Annotated in this window: 18 protein-coding genes; 13 read left to right on the top strand and 5 right to left on the bottom strand. The window is 60.1% G+C overall.

The window, feature by feature from the left end; all coding sequences use genetic code 11:
* Window positions 1-8 precede the first annotated feature (8 nt).
* From NAT49_RS10855 to lpxL, 12 genes are all read left to right on the top strand, one after another.
* On the top strand, window positions 9-557 hold the full coding sequence (locus NAT49_RS10855; RefSeq protein WP_251594065.1) for an NUDIX hydrolase: 549 nt from the start codon (window positions 9-11) through the stop codon (window positions 555-557).
* 115 nt (window positions 558-672) lie between these two features.
* The gene (gene ftsB, locus NAT49_RS10850) at window positions 673-999 is read left to right on the top strand and encodes a cell division protein FtsB (RefSeq protein WP_251594064.1); all 327 of its coding nucleotides are present in this window, start codon (window positions 673-675) and stop codon (window positions 997-999) included.
* Window positions 996-1,715 carry a 2-C-methyl-D-erythritol 4-phosphate cytidylyltransferase gene (gene ispD, locus NAT49_RS10845; RefSeq protein WP_251594062.1) on the top strand — a complete coding sequence of 240 codons (720 nt, stop codon included), beginning with the start codon at window positions 996-998 and terminating at the stop codon, window positions 1,713-1,715. The genes ftsB and ispD overlap by 4 nt, the downstream gene beginning before the upstream one ends.
* Window positions 1,712-2,191: a 2-C-methyl-D-erythritol 2,4-cyclodiphosphate synthase gene (gene ispF / locus NAT49_RS10840; RefSeq protein WP_251594060.1), complete on the top strand. Its 480-nt coding sequence runs from the start codon at window positions 1,712-1,714 to the stop codon at window positions 2,189-2,191. Before ispD ends, ispF begins: the two co-directional genes overlap by 4 nt.
* Complete coding sequence (truD, locus tag NAT49_RS10835) at window positions 2,191-3,252, top strand: tRNA pseudouridine(13) synthase TruD (protein ID WP_251594058.1); 1,062 nt, start codon at window positions 2,191-2,193, stop codon at window positions 3,250-3,252. Before ispF ends, truD begins: the two co-directional genes overlap by 1 nt.
* The gene (gene surE, locus NAT49_RS10830) at window positions 3,249-4,001 is read left to right on the top strand and encodes a 5'/3'-nucleotidase SurE (protein ID WP_251594057.1); all 753 of its coding nucleotides are present in this window, start codon (window positions 3,249-3,251) and stop codon (window positions 3,999-4,001) included. Before truD ends, surE begins: the two co-directional genes overlap by 4 nt.
* A 34-nt stretch (window positions 4,002-4,035) precedes the next feature.
* On the top strand, window positions 4,036-4,968 hold the full coding sequence (locus NAT49_RS10825; protein WP_251594053.1) for a DUF368 domain-containing protein: 933 nt from the start codon (window positions 4,036-4,038) through the stop codon (window positions 4,966-4,968).
* A gap of 4 nt (window positions 4,969-4,972) precedes the next feature.
* The gene (locus NAT49_RS10820; RefSeq protein WP_251594049.1) at window positions 4,973-5,893 is read left to right on the top strand and encodes a peptidoglycan DD-metalloendopeptidase family protein; all 921 of its coding nucleotides are present in this window, start codon (window positions 4,973-4,975) and stop codon (window positions 5,891-5,893) included.
* A gap of 119 nt (window positions 5,894-6,012) precedes the next feature.
* Window positions 6,013-6,990, top strand: coding sequence for an RNA polymerase sigma factor RpoS (gene rpoS / locus NAT49_RS10815; protein WP_251594048.1), 978 nt, complete (start codon window positions 6,013-6,015; stop codon window positions 6,988-6,990).
* Window positions 6,991-7,212: 222 nt separating this feature from the next.
* On the top strand, window positions 7,213-8,697 hold the full coding sequence (locus tag NAT49_RS10810) for a TolC family outer membrane protein (protein WP_251594045.1): 1,485 nt from the start codon (window positions 7,213-7,215) through the stop codon (window positions 8,695-8,697).
* A 62-nt stretch (window positions 8,698-8,759) separates the two neighbouring features.
* Entirely contained in the window at window positions 8,760-9,857 is a 1,098-nt protein-coding gene (gene alr / locus NAT49_RS10805; protein WP_251594044.1) for an alanine racemase, read from the top strand.
* A 72-nt stretch (window positions 9,858-9,929) separates the two neighbouring features.
* Window positions 9,930-10,853, top strand: coding sequence for an LpxL/LpxP family Kdo(2)-lipid IV(A) lauroyl/palmitoleoyl acyltransferase (lpxL, locus tag NAT49_RS10800; protein ID WP_251594038.1), 924 nt, complete (start codon window positions 9,930-9,932; stop codon window positions 10,851-10,853).
* Between the two features lie 70 nt (window positions 10,854-10,923).
* Here the strand turns inward: lpxL and ettA are convergent, their stop codons facing one another.
* The 4 genes from ettA to NAT49_RS10780 all read right to left on the bottom strand — a co-directional run bounded on the left by ettA (window position 10,924) and on the right by NAT49_RS10780 (window position 14,961).
* Entirely contained in the window at window positions 10,924-12,585 is a 1,662-nt protein-coding gene (gene ettA / locus NAT49_RS10795; protein WP_251594035.1) for an energy-dependent translational throttle protein EttA, read from the bottom strand.
* 181 nt (window positions 12,586-12,766) lie between these two features.
* A complete protein-coding gene (locus NAT49_RS10790) occupies window positions 12,767-12,982 on the bottom strand; it encodes a PA3496 family putative envelope integrity protein (RefSeq protein ID WP_251594031.1) in 216 nt (71 codons plus the stop codon).
* A 105-nt stretch (window positions 12,983-13,087) separates the two neighbouring features.
* Entirely contained in the window at window positions 13,088-13,531 is a 444-nt protein-coding gene (locus tag NAT49_RS10785) for a PAS domain-containing protein (RefSeq protein ID WP_251594030.1), read from the bottom strand.
* A 92-nt stretch (window positions 13,532-13,623) separates the two neighbouring features.
* On the bottom strand, window positions 13,624-14,961 hold the full coding sequence (locus NAT49_RS10780) for an MFS transporter (RefSeq protein ID WP_251594029.1): 1,338 nt from the start codon (window positions 14,959-14,961) through the stop codon (window positions 13,624-13,626).
* A gap of 81 nt (window positions 14,962-15,042) precedes the next feature.
* Here NAT49_RS10780 and NAT49_RS10775 point away from each other — a divergent pair, with 81 nt between their 5' ends.
* Window positions 15,043-15,309 (top strand): Rdx family protein, encoded by a 267-nt coding sequence (locus NAT49_RS10775; RefSeq protein ID WP_251594028.1) that lies wholly within the window; start codon window positions 15,043-15,045, stop codon window positions 15,307-15,309.
* On the opposite strand, the gene NAT49_RS10770 is transcribed toward NAT49_RS10775, so the two are convergent.
* Window positions 15,310-16,284, bottom strand: a complete 975-nt coding sequence (locus NAT49_RS10770; RefSeq protein WP_251594025.1) for a zinc transporter ZntB — start codon at window positions 16,282-16,284, stop codon at window positions 15,310-15,312.
* Window positions 16,285-16,292: the final 8 nt, after the last annotated feature.

The following is a 16,292-nucleotide window of genomic DNA, read 5'->3' as shown; positions in this document are numbered from 1 at the left end:
AGCGCCTGATGAACTACTGCAGCCACTGTGGCGCATCTGTCTCGTTTGAAGTCCCGAGCGGTGATGATCGCCCGCGTTATCTATGCCATCACTGTGGCACGGTGCACTACCAGAATCCACGTATCGTTGCCGGCACGATTCCCGTGCATGAGGGCAAGGTGCTGCTGTGCCGCCGGGCCATCGAGCCGCGTCATGGTTACTGGACCCTGCCGGCAGGCTACATGGAAAACGGCGAAACCACCGAGCAGGCCGCCTGGCGCGAAACCTGGGAAGAGGCGCAGGCCGACGTCAAGGTCGGTCATCTCTATACACTGATCGACCTGCCACACATCAATCAGGTCTACATGATCTTTCGGGCCGAGGCCGGCCCCGAGTTTGCGGCCGGCCCTGAAAGTCTTGAGGTAGCGCTCTTTGATGAGCAGGACATTCCCTGGGATCACCTGGCCTTTCCCACAATCGTGCGCACCCTTGAGCACTTCTTCGAGGACCGCCCCACCGGTAAGTTCCCGCTTCATACCAGCACCATGGACAAGCGTGACCGCAAGGGCATGTTCTAGCGGTGCATCGGGCCGTGTGATGGCAAGCGCTGCGATCGCGCATCGATGATGGCATAATCGCGCGGCATATCGGCAGCGCCCGGCGCTGCCTTCGGTAATAAACAGTGGATGGTTCATGCTCAAATGGCTTTCTATCGCCCTGGTGGTTCTGCTGGCACTTTTGCAGTACCACCTGTGGTTCAGTGACGGTGGGTTGCTTGAATGGCATCGCGTGACGGCCCGGGCCGACTCGATCGAAAGCGCCAATGACGTTTTAAAGGCGCGAAACGATCGGTTGGCTGCCGAGGTGATCGATCTCAAGGATGGCCTTGGCGCGGTCGAAGAGCGTGCCCGCAACGACCTCGGTATGGTGCGCGGTGACGAGCAGTTTTTCTGGGTGCCGGGTGTGACGGTTGACGCGACCAAGGAAGCGGCCAAGGCGCCGGCGGAGCCTGACCAATGACGCTCTACATCATCGTGCCGGCGGCAGGCGTGGGCGCCCGCATGAACGCCGACCGCCCCAAACAGTACTTAACCCTTGCCGGCGAGCCGCTGATGAAGCGCACCCTCGAGCGATTGTCGATGGCATTCGAGGGCGCTGAGCTGGTGCTTGGTCTGAGCGCCGGGGACCCCTGGTTCGATTCGAGCTGGCTGGACGGCCTGCGCTGGCGGCGCGCCCCCGGTGGAAACTCCCGCGCCGACACCGTAAGACAGGCGCTCGACGCGCTAAAGGGCTGCGCCCACGAGGATGATCTGGTGCTGGTTCATGATGTCGCAAGGCCCTGTGTCACCGTCGCCGACCTTCTCGCGCTCAAGGCCGCGGCGCAGGCTTCCCCCGATGGTGCGCTACTGGCAACGCCTGTTGCTGACACCATGAAGCGCGCAGGCGAAGGCGCACGGGTGCTTCGAACCGAATCGCGCGAGCGGCTCTATCACGCCCTGACCCCGCAGGGCTTTCGCTATGGCCTACTCAGCGAGGCCCTGTACAGGGCGAGCCAGCACGGTAACGAAGGCATTACCGATGAGGCCTCCGCCGTCGAGGCGCTTGGCCGCTCGCCGCAACTGGTGCCGGGCCGGCGTGACAACATCAAGGTTACCCACCCCGAGGACCTGGCACTGGCCGAGGCCATCCTGGCCGCGCAGTCGACCCCATCTACCGATTCGCGAGGAATGACATGACATTACGCATTGGGCACGGTTTCGATGTTCACCGCTTCGGTCCGGGCGATCATCTGATGATCGGTGGCGTTCAGGTGCCGTTTGAGCAAGGGTTCGTGGCCCACTCCGACGGTGACGTGCTGCTTCACGCGATCGCCGATGCGCTGCTTGGGGCCTGCGCGCTTGGCGACATCGGCCACCACTTCCCGGATACCGACGCAGCCTATGAGGGTGCTGATAGCCGGGAGCTGCTCAAGCAGGTCTACCGGCAGGTGCAGGCCAAGGGCTACCGCCTCGGCAATCTGGACGCCACCGTCATGGCGCAGGCGCCGAAGCTTGCCGGCCACATCCAGGCCATGCGCGAGGTGCTGGCGTTTGATCTTGGCGTGAGTCTTGATCAGGTCAACGTCAAGGCTACCACTACCGAACGGCTTGGGTTCACCGGGCGCAAGGAGGGCATTGCGGCGGAAGCCGTCGTGCTGTTGGCGTCGACCTGATGGCATCACTCGATTGGCCCCGCGTTCACGGTGAACCGATCGGTTTTGCGGAGTACCGCCAGACCGCGCAGGCGTTCAAGGTAAGTGAGGAACTCGGGTTCGAGCCGGAAGGCGAGGGCGAGCACCTCTGGCTGTTTATTGAGAAGACTGACCTTTCTACCCAGGAGATGGCGCGCCGCCTGGCCCATGGCGCTGGCATTCAGCCGCGGGATGTCGGCGTGAGCGGGCAAAAGGACCGAACGGCGTTGACCCGGCAGTGGTTTTCGCTGTGGCTGCCCGGCACGGATGTGCCCGTGGCCCCGTGTGAGCTGGTCGAGCAGGCCGGTGGGCAACTGGTGCGGCAGTCGCGTCATCCGCGCAAGCTGAAACGCGGCGTGCACCGGGCCAATCGCTTTGCGATCCACCTGCGCGGTGAGCTTGATGTGGCCGCGCTCGAGACACGGGGCCGGCAGATACTGACGTGGGGCGTGCCGAATTATTTCGGGCCGCAGCGCTTCGGGCATCAATGGAGCAACCTGATACGGGCGCGCAATCTGATGGCGCGTGGCTGGCGCAAGCGGGACGATCGTCAGGGCATGCTGCTTTCTGCCGCTCGAAGTTTTCTGTTCAATGAAGTGTTGGCCGAGCGGGTTCGGTCGGGCAACTGGGCGCAGGCGCTCGAGGGCGATGTGCTGATGCTCGAGGGGACTCAAAGTCAGTTTGCCTGTGATACGCCGGACGCCAGCGTGGTCGAGCGCGTCAAGGCCTGTGATCTTCATCCAACCGGCCCGATGCCCGGCAAGCGTCCAGGTGAATCGCGTGGCGAGGCGCTCGCACTCGAAACCCGCGTGATCGACGCCTTCCGAGATCTGGCGGACGGCATCGCCCGCGCTGGCGCCGAGACGCGTCGGCGGGCGCTTCGTGTCATGCCCGATACGCTCGAGTTCACCTCAAGCAGTGACGGCGTGTGGGTGTCGTTCGCGCTGCCAAGCGGGGCGTTTGCAACCTCGGTGCTCAGAGAGTTGATCGATCATCCCTCGCTGATAGCCAACTACCGCCCGCTTTCTGGAGAGGCTCTATGAAGCAATTGCTGCTGTCCAACGACGATGGCGTTCATGCGCCCGGACTCAAGGCGCTAAGTGATGCGCTATCGGATGCCTTTCATGTGCGGGTCGTTGCGCCCGATCGAGACAAGAGTGGCGCAAGCAATGCGCTTACACTGACGCGCCCGCTGTCGGTAGGACAATTGGACAACGGGTATTACTACGTCGATGGGACGCCTGCGGACTGTGTGTACCTGGGTGTGCGAGAACTTTGGGAACCGACGCCGGATATGGTGGTCTCGGGAATCAACCATGGCGGCAATCTGGGCGATGACGTGCTCTATTCCGGCACGGTCGCTGCGGCCATGGAGGGGCGCTCGCTCGGCCTTCCGGCCATGGCGGTCTCGCTGTGCGGTAAGACACACTTCGATTCGGCGGCCAGGGCGGCCAGGATGTTGATCGAACAAACCGGCCATCTGACGCTTCCGCCCAGAAGCCTGCTCAATGTCAACGTGCCGGATCTGCCGTGGGCGGCGATCAAGGGCATTCGTGTGACCCGTCTTGGCCATCGCGGGCCGAGCGACCAGCCACTTGAAGTACGTGACCCGCGCGGGCGGCCGCGCTACTGGATTGCGCTTGCCGGTGAAAACGCCGATGACGGTGATGATACCGACTTCGCCGCCATCGATCAGGGCTTGATCTCGGTGACGCCCTTGATGACCGACCTTACCCGCCACAGCGCCATCGGCGACGTTCAGAATTGGCTCGGGGCCTTGAACCTGACATGACTTTTATCGGTCCCGACATCACAAGGAGAGAAGGGTGAATCGTGCGTTAACGCTGTATCTCAAAGGCGCAGGGATGGGCGCGGCTGATGCCGTGCCCGGCGTCTCCGGAGGCACCATCGCCTTCATTACCGGCATCTATGAAGAGCTTATACATACGATCCGGCGGTTCGGGCCGGAGGCGATCGGTGTCTGGCGCGAGGGCGGAACGCTTCGCATGCTTGAGTTTTTGAACTTCGGCTTTTTGATTCCACTGATGCTTGGCATCCTGACGAGCCTGGTGACGGTTGCACACCTGGTGACCTATCTGATGGACGCCTACCCGCTGCTGCTCAATGCGTTCTTCTTCGGGCTGGTGCTGGCCTCGGCCTATGTCGTTGCTCGGCGGTTGACGCACTGGAACCCTGCGCATCTAGTGGCGCTGGTGGCCGGGGTGGCCCTTGCCTATTACCTGCCGTCACTGCTGCCTGCAGGTAATGACGGCGGATGGATGCTGTTTATCGCCGGCGCCATCGCGATCAGTGCCATGCTGTTGCCTGGCGTATCCGGCAGTTTTCTTTTGTTGACCATGGGTATGTATGGCACGGTCATGGGCGGCATCAAAAGTTTCGATTTGATGCTGATCGTCAAGTTCGCGCTCGGCTGTCTGGTCGGTCTTTTTACCTTTTCACGGGTTCTGTCGTGGCTGTTCAAGCACCACCATGCCATGACCCTGCAACTGTTGATCGGGTTCATCCTCGGGTCGTTGCCGACCCTCTGGCCCTGGAAAACATTGAGTGCGTATCGGCTGGCCGACAATGGCGACAAGATTCCGCTAGACCACCAGCTCTTGTGGCCGAACCATTACGGTGCGGTGACCGGCAGCGACCCTCAGTGGGTGTTGGCGTTCGCGCTGATGGCTGTCGGCGTCGCGCTGGTCGTGGCCCTTGGTGAACGCAATGCTCCCTCAGACGCATCAGGAGAGAAGTGAAGTCATGAAAACCTATATCGTCATCGGTGCCCTGGCGGCGTTTGGCGCCCTTGCCGGCTGTGCCACAAGCACCAACCCCGCTCAGATTTCGGACCGCTCCTTCGACCAGGGGCAGGCGACCAAGCCCGCATCGTACAATGTACGCCGCGGCGATACCCTTTACAGTATCGCCTGGCAGCACGACAGCGATTTCCGAACGCTTGCGATGCTCAATGGCCTCGAGCCGCCCTATAACCTTCGTCCCGGTCAGACGCTGAAACTCAATGAGGCCGGCGCGGGGGGCGGTATGCCTTCAGACAGCGGCAATGCGCCGCAGGGCGCCAAGACCACGCCGCTCAATGGGGGCGGTGCGGATGATTCGGACGATTCCTGGCTGCTGTCCGGAAGCGATGAATCCGACTCGAACGGCATCAGTGCAACACCTATCGAGGCGGCCAGCCCGCATGCAGATGGTGCATCCACCGACAGCGCCGGCAACGAGCTCGGCACTCAGGTGGCCGGCGCTGTCGAGCAGTCAAAGCCCGCCAAACAGGAGTATTCGCCGGTCAAGAACGTGCAGTGGCAGTGGCCTTCCAAGGGTCAAATCGTCGGTACGTTCGAAGACAAGAGAAACATAACAGCAGGCATTGATATTGCCGGTCAAAAGGGGCAACCTGTGACGGCGGCTGGCCCAGGTATCGTTGTTTACGCAGGCAGCGGTGTCCGCGGCTACGGCAACCTTGTCATCCTCAAACACAATGATCATTTCCTGAGCGCGTACGCCCACAACGATACCTTGAAGGTGAAGGAAAACGACGTGGTCAGTGCCGGACAGACCATTGCGACGATGGGGAACAGCGATGCCGACCGCGTTGCGCTTCATTTCGAAATTCGCAAGGACGGTCAGCCACAGGATCCGATGAACTATCTACCGGACCAAGGGTGATACGATACGGGGCGTGATCGACTACCCAGGCGCCCCGTCATTAAGAAGACACAATAATAAAGCAACGTCGATACCCGATTCTGGGCAATGGAAGCTTTGAACGAAAAGGGGTAATAGCTATGACGGTAGCAGAACGAGATCTACAGGACGTAAATCTTGAAGACGCCGACGCGGAACTGAATCTTGATGACAATGACGTCGCCGAGGAAGAAAGCGCGTTTGAGAAGGCTCTCAATCGCGATGAAAAACAGTCCAGCCAAAGTCTGGACGCCACTCAGATCTATTTGAACGAAATCGGGTTCTCCCCGCTTCTGACACCTGAAGAAGAGGTGTTTTACGGCCGTCTTGCGCAGAAAGGTGACCCGGCCGGGCGCCAGCGCATGATCGAATCCAACCTTCGCCTGGTCGTCAAGATCTCAAGGCGCTATCTCAACCGTGGTCTTACGCTGCTCGATCTGATCGAGGAAGGCAATCTGGGGCTTATTCGCGCCGTGGAAAAATTCGATCCCGAGCGCGGGTTCCGATTTTCTACCTATGCCACCTGGTGGATTCGCCAGACCATCGAGCGGGCGCTGATGAACCAGACCCGTACGATTCGTCTGCCGATTCATGTCGTCAAGGAAATGAACGTCTATCTGCGCGCCTCGCGCGAGCTGACACAGAAACTTGACCATGAGCCGACCGCTGAAGAGATTGCCGCACATCTCGACAAGCCTGTTGAGACCGTTAAGAAGATGCTCGGGCTCAATGAGCGCGTATCTTCGGTCGACTATCCGGTAGGCAGTGAAAGCGACAAGCCTCTGATCGACACCATCGCCGATGAAAATGAATCCGGGCCGGAATCCGATCTGGTCGATTTCGACGTCAAGGCGCACGTGGATGAGTGGCTCGCCGAGCTTACCCAGAAGCAGATGGAAGTCGTGGTACGTCGTTTCGGACTGCGTGGGCATGAGCCTGCAACGCTTGAAGACGTCGGTGCCGAAATCGGTCTGACCCGCGAGCGGGTTCGCCAGATTCAGGTCGAGGCGCTCAAGAAGCTGCGCAAGATGCTGGAAGGGCAGGGGCTTTCTCTCGAATCGATCTTCGATCAGCATTAAGCCGCACCTTGCGACGGTGCAATGATTGCTAAAACGGGCGGACCTTGGGTCCGCCCGTTCTCGTTCGGAGAATGCTTTTTTATTTGCACCATGACGCGATAGACTATAGAGAAACCAACATGCATTCTTGTATGTATGTCTGATCAATGCGCTCGAGCGCGATGCGAGCTGTTCGAAGCCGCCGTCTATCAATGCGCAAAGCCGTTACAGGAACTTATTCCCATGCCAAGAATCAAGGCGCTCTCATTGGCCGTGGCGCTTGCCGCCTCGACCCAGGTACAGGCCGCCGACCTGATGTCCATTACCCGCGATGCGATGAGCAACAACGCAAACTACGCCGCCTCCCGTGCCGGGTACGACAGCACCGAGGCTCAGGAAGATGTGCAGCGCGGCGACCTGTTGCCCCAGATCACGGCGTCTGCAACGCATACGCGTTATCACGTGATCTCGAGCCCGGATTCAAGCGCCGGTGCCGCGACGGCCGGGGGCGGTACGGCCGCGGCCCGAGGCAGCGATGACGACTACGGCGCCACGTCGGCCAATGTTCAGCTGACTCAGTCGCTGTTCGATGCAACCAACTGGTTTCAGCTCGAGGCGGCCGAACGCTCGACGGCTCAGCAGGCGCTGACGCTTGCCGGTGACCGTCAGCAGCTCTTCTACAATGTGGCTGAAGCCTATTTCGAAGTGCTGAGAGCGCATGAGCTGCTTGAGACCTACCGCGCGCAGGAACGTGCGCTGCAGCGTGAGTTCGAGCAGGTTCGTCAGCAGTTCGAGGTCGGTGTGGTCGCGATTCCCGCGGTGCGTTCGGCCGAGTCGTCCTATGACAGTGCCCGTGCTCAGCGGATCTCTCAGGAGAGCGCGCTTGAAGTGGCGTTTGAAAGCCTTGAGCAGCTGACCGGCAAGCAATACGCCTCGATCGATACGCTCAAGAGCGATCTTCCGATCGAGCGGCCCAAGCCCAGCTCCCGTGACGACTGGGCAAGCATGGCAGCGACTCAAAACATCACGCTGCTGGCCGCAAAAGCTGCGGTCAAGGCAGCCCGCGCCGATGTCAAAACCGCGCGCGCCGGGCACCTGCCGGTGGTAAGTGCCTTTGCCAACTACGATTACAGCAAGTCCAATCAGGATTACATTCGCGGCCACTCCGGTGACACGACCTTTGGGGTGCAGGTCAACGTGCCGATTTTCTCCGGCGGATCGACCAGTGCTCAGGTTCGCGCCAATACCTATACGCTCGAACAGACCCAGTTTCAGGCTGAGGATCAGCTTCGAACCGCGGTTCAAAACGCCCGTTCCTATTACGCGCAGGTCAATAACGCGATCTACAGCATTGCGGCACAGAAAAAGGCGATCGCCTCAGCGCGCAGCTCGCTCGATGCCAGACGTCAGGGCTACCAGGTCGGCACTTACAACATCGTCGATGTCCTGGACGCCGAACAGGATTTCTACACCGCGATGTCGAACTACGCCGACGCACGCTATGACTATATCCTCGATATGCTGAATCTGCGTCAGGCCGCCGGTGTCCTGGATCAGGGCACGCTCGAGGCACTCAACAAGTGGCTCGACGCCGACAAGGCCGTGCAGCTCGACATTTCCGATCGCAGTAACGATCAGGATCTTCTGAGCCGCGAGATCAGTACCGTCGATCAGGACTCCAACGTATTCGGCGCCGTAACACCGGCTCGGCTCACACCCGAGCGCTAGGCGCTTGTCGCGCGCCGGGTCTGACGCGACAATAACGGCGTATTTTACTGTGGAGTTACGTCATGGCCCGGCCTTTAACGGCATATATCGATCTGGCAGCCCTGCGGCACAACTATCAACTGGCCTGTGCCTGTGCCCCTGAAAGCCAAACGCTTGCCGTCATGAAGGCCGATGCCTACGGGCACGGCGCGCTCGAGTGCGCCCGGGCACTTTCGGATCTGGCGCCGGCGTTCGCGGTGGCAAGCATCGAAGAGGCCGACCGTCTTCGAAACGGGGGCATCACTCAGCCGATCGCCCTGCTCGAAGGGTTTTTTAACGCCTCCGAACTTCCGCGTATTGCCGAGCGTAACTACTGGTGTGTCGTACACAGTCAGTGGCAGATTGAGGCGCTTGCCAACGCATCGCTTGTCCGGCCGATTACGGTATGGGTCAAGCTCGATTCCGGCATGCATCGGCTTGGTTTCTCACTTGATGAGGTCGAGCCGACCTGGCATGCGCTTGGGGTGATGGAAAACGTCCATCAGCGTCATCTGATGACGCACTTTGCCTCGGCGGATCTCGAGCGTTCGCCCCAGTTTGTCGAACAGCTTGAAAAGGCTCGTACCGTAGCCCGTCGGCTCGACGCCCCGGTGAGCTTTGCGAATTCGCCGGCAACGCTTGTGCATTCTGAGGCACATGGTGCCTGGAACCGGCCCGGTATCATGCTCTACGGCGCTGACCCGCTTGAACGAGCGACCAAACTCAGTCAGCAGCTAAAGCCCGTCATGACGCTTGAGACCGAAGTAATTGCCCTTCGAACGCTTGGGCCCGGCGAGCCGGTCGGCTATGGCGGTCGCTTTAAAACGGCGCGCCCTAGCCGTATCGCGGTCATCGCCTGTGGCTATGGCGACGGGTATGATCGCCACGCCCCCGATGGTACGCCCGTTCTGGTCGACGGGCAGCGGGCACCCCTTGCCGGGCGCGTCTCGATGGACATGATGACCGTCGATGTTACCGACCTTCCCGAGGTGTCGGTCGGCGCACGCGTGACGCTTTGGGGGAACGCCGCGACGGGGGAAGCTCTCCACGTCGATGATGTGGCCAGACACTGCGAGACCATCAGCTATACGCTTCTTACCGGGGTGCTGCCTCGCGTACCGCGTCGCTATCTGACGACATGAACGCGCCTGGTGCTCGAAGTGCGCCCGCGTGCGCTCTACAATGAGCGTTTTTTTAAGTGAACTGGACAGCCCATGGGTAAGAAAAAGCGAACACGCCCGAAAAGTCATGCCCACCCGAGGTATTGGCCAACCTGGTGCGCCATCGGATTGATGCGTCTGGCCGCCTGGCTGCCCTGGCGCGTGAAGCTTTGGGTCGGCAAGGGGTTGGGTGAGCTGGTCTGGCGGTTTGCCAAGCGTCGTCGACACATCACCGAGACCAATCTGGCGCTGTGCTTCCCCGAGCTCGACGATGCGGCGCGTGCACGGCGGGTGCGCGAGACCTTTCATGCCAATGGCATCGGTATTCTGGAGACGGCCACCGGGTGGTGTCGCGACCCTGAACACATGCGTCATCGAGTGGCCTTCAAGGGCCTTGAGCACATGGAAGAGGCCAAGGCGCAGGGGAAGGGCGTTCTGATCATCGGGATTCACTTCTCGACGCTTGATCTTGGCGGTGCGCTGCACTCGCTCTTTTTTGATGCCGATGTGGTCTATCGCCCCCACGATAACCCGGTGTTTGAAACCTTCATGACCAAGGCGCGCCGGCGCATCTTCGGCGCCGCGATCGACCGTCACGATCTCCGTGGTGTGGTTCGGCGCATCAAGGCAGGCCATGCGGTATGGTATTCGCCGGATCAGGATTTCGGACGTGAGGCCAGCGTGTTCGCGCCGTTTTTCGGGGTCGAGGCGGCCACGATCAAGTTGACGGCGAAAATCGCCCGGATGACCGGGGCGCCGGTGATGCCGCTGATGTTCCACCGTAACCCGGACGACTACACCTATACACTCGAGTACCTGCCGGCGATCGAGAATTTCCCGACCGGCGATGAAGTGGCGGACGCGGCACGCATCAATGCGTTCATCGAGCAGGCGATTCGAAAGCACCCCGAGCAGTATCTGTGGCTGCATCGGCGCTTCAAGACACGGCCGAACAAGAGCGACCCGTCGCTGTATTGAGAGTGCGTCGATGACTCCGCTATGAAAAACGCCCCGTCGAGACGGGGCGTTTTTGCAGGCAAGGCGTCGATCAGGCGTCGATGCGCTTGTACTTGGTGCGCTTGGGCGTGTCGTTGCCGACGCGCTTGTGATAATCCGCCTCGTACTCGCTGTAGTTGCCTTCGAAGAAGGTGACGCTCGAATCGCCTTCGTAGGCGAGAATGTGCGTCGCGATGCGGTCGAGGAACCAGCGGTCGTGCGAGATCACCATCGCGCAGCCCGGAAACGCCAGCAGCGCTTCTTCGAGCGCGCGCAGGGTCTCGATGTCCAAATCGTTCGAGGGCTCATCGAGCAGCAGTACGTTGGCGCCCTGTTTCAGGGTCTGCGCCAACTGAAGTCGTCCGCGCTCACCGCCGGACAGGTCTTTCAGGTACTTCTGCTGATCGGTGCCCTTGAAGTTGAAGCGACCGACGTAGGCGCGTGAGGAGACCTCATAGCCATTGATGCTTAGCATGTCGTGACCGTCGGATACGGCCTCCCAGACAGTCTGGTCGTCCTTCATCTTGTCACGGAGCTGCTCGACGTAGGCGATGTCGACGGTGTCACCGATGACGACATTACCGGCATCGGGCTGTTCCATGCCGGCCACCAGCTTGAACAGGGTCGACTTGCCCGCACCGTTGCCGCCGACAATACCGACGATGGCGCCGGGCGGCACCTGGAAGGAGAGGTCTTCAAACAGCACCTTGCCTTCAAAGCTCTTGGTGACGTTATGGAACTCGATGACCTTATCGCCAAGGCGCGGGCCGGGCGGAATGTAGATCTCGTTGGTCTCGTTGCGCTTTTGGAAGTCGCCGGACTGCATCTCATCGAAGCGATTAAGACGCGCCTTGTTCTTGGCCTGGCGGCCCTTCGGGTTCTGGCGAACCCACTCGAGCTCCTGCTTGATTGCCTTCTGGCGCGAGGCTTCCTGCTTGGCTTCCTGCTCGAGACGCTTTTCCTTGGCTTCGAGCCAGTTGGAATAGTTGCCTTCAAACGGAATGCCGCGGCCGCGGTCAAGCTCAAGAATCCAGCCGGCCGCGTTATCGAGGAAGTAGCGGTCGTGGGTAACCGCAACAACGGTGCCGGGGTACTCGACCAGAAAGCGCTCGAGCCAGGCGACCGATTCGGCGTCCAGGTGGTTGGTCGGCTCATCAAGCAGCAGCATGTCCGGGCTTGACAGCAGTAGACGACACAGCGCCACACGACGACGCTCACCGCCTGAGAGGTTGGCGATGCTCGCATCCCACGGCGGCAGGCGCAGAGCGTCGGCGGCCACTTCGAGCTTGCGCTCGAGGTTGTGGGCATCGCTTGCCTCGATCAGGTTTTCGAGCCGGGCCTGTTCGGCGGCCAGCGCGTCGAAATCGGCGTCGGGGTCGGCGTAGGCCATATAGACCTCGTCGAGCTTGGTCTGGGCCTCGTGAATATGAGCGACGGATTCCTCGACCACCTCACGGACAGTCTTTGAATCATCCAGCACGGGTTCCTGCGGCAGATACCCTACGTTCAGATTCGGCATCGGGCGGGCTTCACCGTTATATTCGGTGTCAACGCCTGCCATGATGCGCAGCAATGAGGATTTGCCGGATCCGTTCAGGCCCAACACGCCGATCTTGGCGCCTGGGAAGAACGACAGGGAAATATCCTTGAGGATTTCACGTTTGGGCGGCACGATCTTGCCGACCCGGTTCATGGTATAGACGTATTGCGCCATGAGATTCCAATACCGTTGTCAGGAAGTGGGGTAGGGGCTCTTGGCCTCACTAGAGGGCGATGATAGAGCGCGCATGGCATCAAGGCCAGCCGCAGTACGAACTTGACGACAAAATCGTCGTAAATGTCGGGCTGTAAATGATAACGGCCGCGCAAGGCGGCCGTCGTTGGCGTTTTGGGTGCTACTCTTCTTCGACATCCTCGTCGATGTCATCATCATCGTCCAGCAACCAGTCGTCGGTAATGTCTCGCTGAAGCCTGCGTTCTTCAAGCAGCGACTCAAGGCGCCGCCTGGCCTTGGGATCACTCTTGCGGGGTTTTGTCAGTTCGAACTCGTCGTCATTGACGGCATCGTCGCTCAGTTCGTCATGATCGAGGTGTAGCTCTTCTGAACTCATGGGTTCACCTCCTAAGCCAGGTTCCTGACTGGCTATATAACGTGACTGATGCGCGGATGCAATACCTTTTCAAAAAGTTACTTGACTTTGCGGTATGTAAACAGATTAGCCCTTGTGGTCGGTGTTGATCTGATCCCGCAGTCTGTCCAGTTCCTGGCGCGCCTCGATGGTGTCGGTGACGTCCTTTTGAACCCCGATGAAGTACTGAAGCTCATCGCCTTCATCGTAGACCGGTGTGATCGAAAGCTCGTTCCAGAACAGGCTGCCATCCTTTCTGTAGTTTCGAATGACTTCGCGACAGAACTTGCCTTCCGCCAGCGCATCCCGAATGCGGTCGAGCCCGGGCTGCTGGGCATCGCCGTTTTGAAGAAAGCGGCAGTCTCGATAGAGGATGTCGTCGGCGCTGTACCCGGTCAGACGCTCGAAGCCCTGGTTGACGTAGATAAGAATATTTTCGTTGCCCTCCTGCTCGGCGACCACGATGCCGTCATCAGAAGAGTTGATGACGCGCTCGAGAAGTTCAGGGCTGATCATGTGGGGTCGTTGCATGGAGTCGTGGATCCTTGATGATAAGTGCGGTCGTTCTTCCATCGTGCAGGCCATCCCGGCCTGCCACGACGTATGAGGCGTGGTGTGCGCCGTTATTGTTCAACATTATGAAGACGTTGAGCGAGCATGGCCGCAATAATAAGGCTCAATGTAAGCAAAATTAATGTCCACGCGCTACCGATCAGGTGTGCCGTTACGCCGATAACCGCACCGAACACCAGAAGCAATATGCCGGTCAACGTGTTGGACATCGCAACATACAGCGCTCGCTGCTTCTGCCCGGCCAGATCCACCACGTACGTCTTGCGGCCAAGGCGGATGCCGGTGTGCGCGATGATCATCACTGCGTACAGTAGTGCGAAGGGCCAGACTGTCTGAGTCCATGCAAAGGGCAACAGCGCCGCAAGAGCGGCAAGAAAGGCGGCTGCTGCGGCGATCAGTCCGCCGTTTCTCATGACGAGGTGGCTGCCGCGGTCGGCGCGTTTGCCCCAGAGGGGGCTCGCGATCATGCTGGCAATGCCTGAAATCAGAATTAAAACGCCAAGCCCCTTCAGGTTCTCGTCGCTGTTGTTCTGGGCAAGCAGGGCCATGTAGGGCAGCGCGAGCGCACTGCCGAGCAGCAGGGTGCGCGCCAGGTTGAAGCGGCGAAACTCCCTGTCGCGCTTGAGTGCCTTGACGCCGTCTTTCAATGTGGCAAAGGCGGTGCTGCCGCCCTCTGTTGCGCCGTCTTCTTCTTTAAGGCGCAGCGCGCAGAGGGCATTTACAAGCCAGCCAATGCTCGCGATCACCAGCAACACGACCAGCGCGGCGCGGCTTGGCTGATTCCCCAGTGCGATGAGAATGGCGCCGGCGGCAAGCGTTGCGCCCCCGGCAAGGCTGCCACTCCAACCCATGAGCTGACCGCGTTTTTGCTTGTCGATGGTTTTTCCAAGTACATCCTTGGTGGCGATGGAGGTCACGCCGCGCGCCAGTGACAGTATCACCAGTGCCACAAGCACCATCGTCCCGCCCACGCTTCCGCCGCCCCACAGCGCAACCAGCGCCAGGGCAAAGGCGGCCGCGGCCTGAATGGCGCTGCCGCTCGCCCAGACATACTTTCTTTGTGGCAGCGGGCGAATCAGCCCCGCCACCAGCACCTGCGGCAGCAGCGCGCCGGCCTCGCGAATCGGTACCAGGAGCCCGACCATCCAGCCCGGGGCGCCCAGTGCTCCCAGAAGCCAGGGCAGAATCAGTCGGGCGCTTGCCAGTTCATCGGCCAGCTTGTTGCCAAGCGAGCCAAGAAGCTGCTTTATAAAGTTGCCGGGCTGTTGGTTGCAGGCGCTGTCGGGAATATCCTTGCAGGTACGGGCATCTTCATCATGGGTTAACGCTTCGAAGGCGCGGGTAAGCGTACTATCTTGAGGGGGAGTATCTTGGGTATCGGTGGCCATGTGGCTTCCTTGTCTCTCATGGCGGTGCATCGCTAAAGTAGGCGAGCAAGCATAGTCAAATTTTAAAAGGCGGTAAGAGCCATGCGCATCACGATCCATTATTGTACACAGTGTCACTGGCTGCTGCGGGCGGCCTGGTATGCTCAGGAGCTTTTACAGACGTTTGGTGAAGATCTTGACGAAGTGTCGCTTGCACCCAGTCACGGCGGGCATTTCGATATTCTGGCCAACGGAGAACTGCTTTGGGACCGCAAGCGCGATAACGGCTTTCCAGCCGTGAAGGAAATCAAACGGCTGGTCCGAGACCGGCTCGATCCCGAGCGCGATCTCGGCCATGTGGATCGGTGATCAGAACCAGCGTTTTCGGCGCAGCAGCCAAAGCTGTAACAGGATCACGAGCACGATCAGTCCGACAAACACCGTAAAGCCGTAATGGTTGTCGGCGCCTGGAATGCCGCCGACGTTGATGCCCAGAAGCCCGGTCAGAAAGCCAAGGGGCAGGAAGATGGCGGTAATGACCGACAGCACGTACATGCGGTCGTTGAGTTGCTCGGAGCGCTCACTGTTGAGCTGCTCCTGCAGCATCATCGAGCGCTCCTGCATCGCCTTGGTGTCTTCGACGTAGCGTTGAAGCTGGTTGGCGGATTCCCTGAGCCAGAGCCGGGCGGTCTCCTCGACGTAGCCCGGTTCACTGGCCAGCCGGTTCAAGCAGTCACACTGAGGCTCCATGAAGCGCCTGAGCGTGATCAGCGAGCGGCGAAGCTTCAAAAGCTCATCGTCGTCGATCAGCTCATCGTTGAGCTGACACTCCTCCAGCTGCCCAAGCCGGTCGTCCAGGTCGTGGTCCAGTTCACCGACCTTATCGATCATGGCGTCGGTCATCGACGCCAAAAGCTCCGACACATTTCGGGGGCCTTCGCCGTCGTGCAGGTAGTTCCTCACCAGTGAAATCGATTGCAGTGGGCGCCGTCTCAGTGTGATCAAGCGGTTGTTCGTAAGCCACACGCGAAGCGAGATCATGTCATCGGGCGCAGCACCCGGGTTCAAATTGATGCCTCGAAGCGTGGTGACAAGCCCACCGACAAAGCGCCCGACCCGGGGGCGCGTCTGTTCTTCCAAAAGAGCCTCGATCACATCTTCATGCAGGTCGGCGATATCCTGCAGGAAGTGCGGCGCATCGCCATGCGTGAAATCAAGATGCATCCAGACCGGTGCCGGGTCGGTTTGCCAGATGCGATTCAAGTCATCGTGTTCCAGAAGCTGACCACCGCCGAGCCCATCGAGTCGGTAGGCGGCAACCAGAGAAGTCGTGGCATCAACCATTGAGTGTC

The sequence above is a fragment of the Larsenimonas suaedae genome, from assembly GCF_023712105.1.
GTDB classification, from domain to species: domain Bacteria; phylum Pseudomonadota; class Gammaproteobacteria; order Pseudomonadales; family Halomonadaceae; genus Larsenimonas; species Larsenimonas suaedae.
The sequence above is the reverse complement of the archived record's forward strand: the minus strand, read 5'-3'. Positions and strand labels throughout refer to the sequence as shown.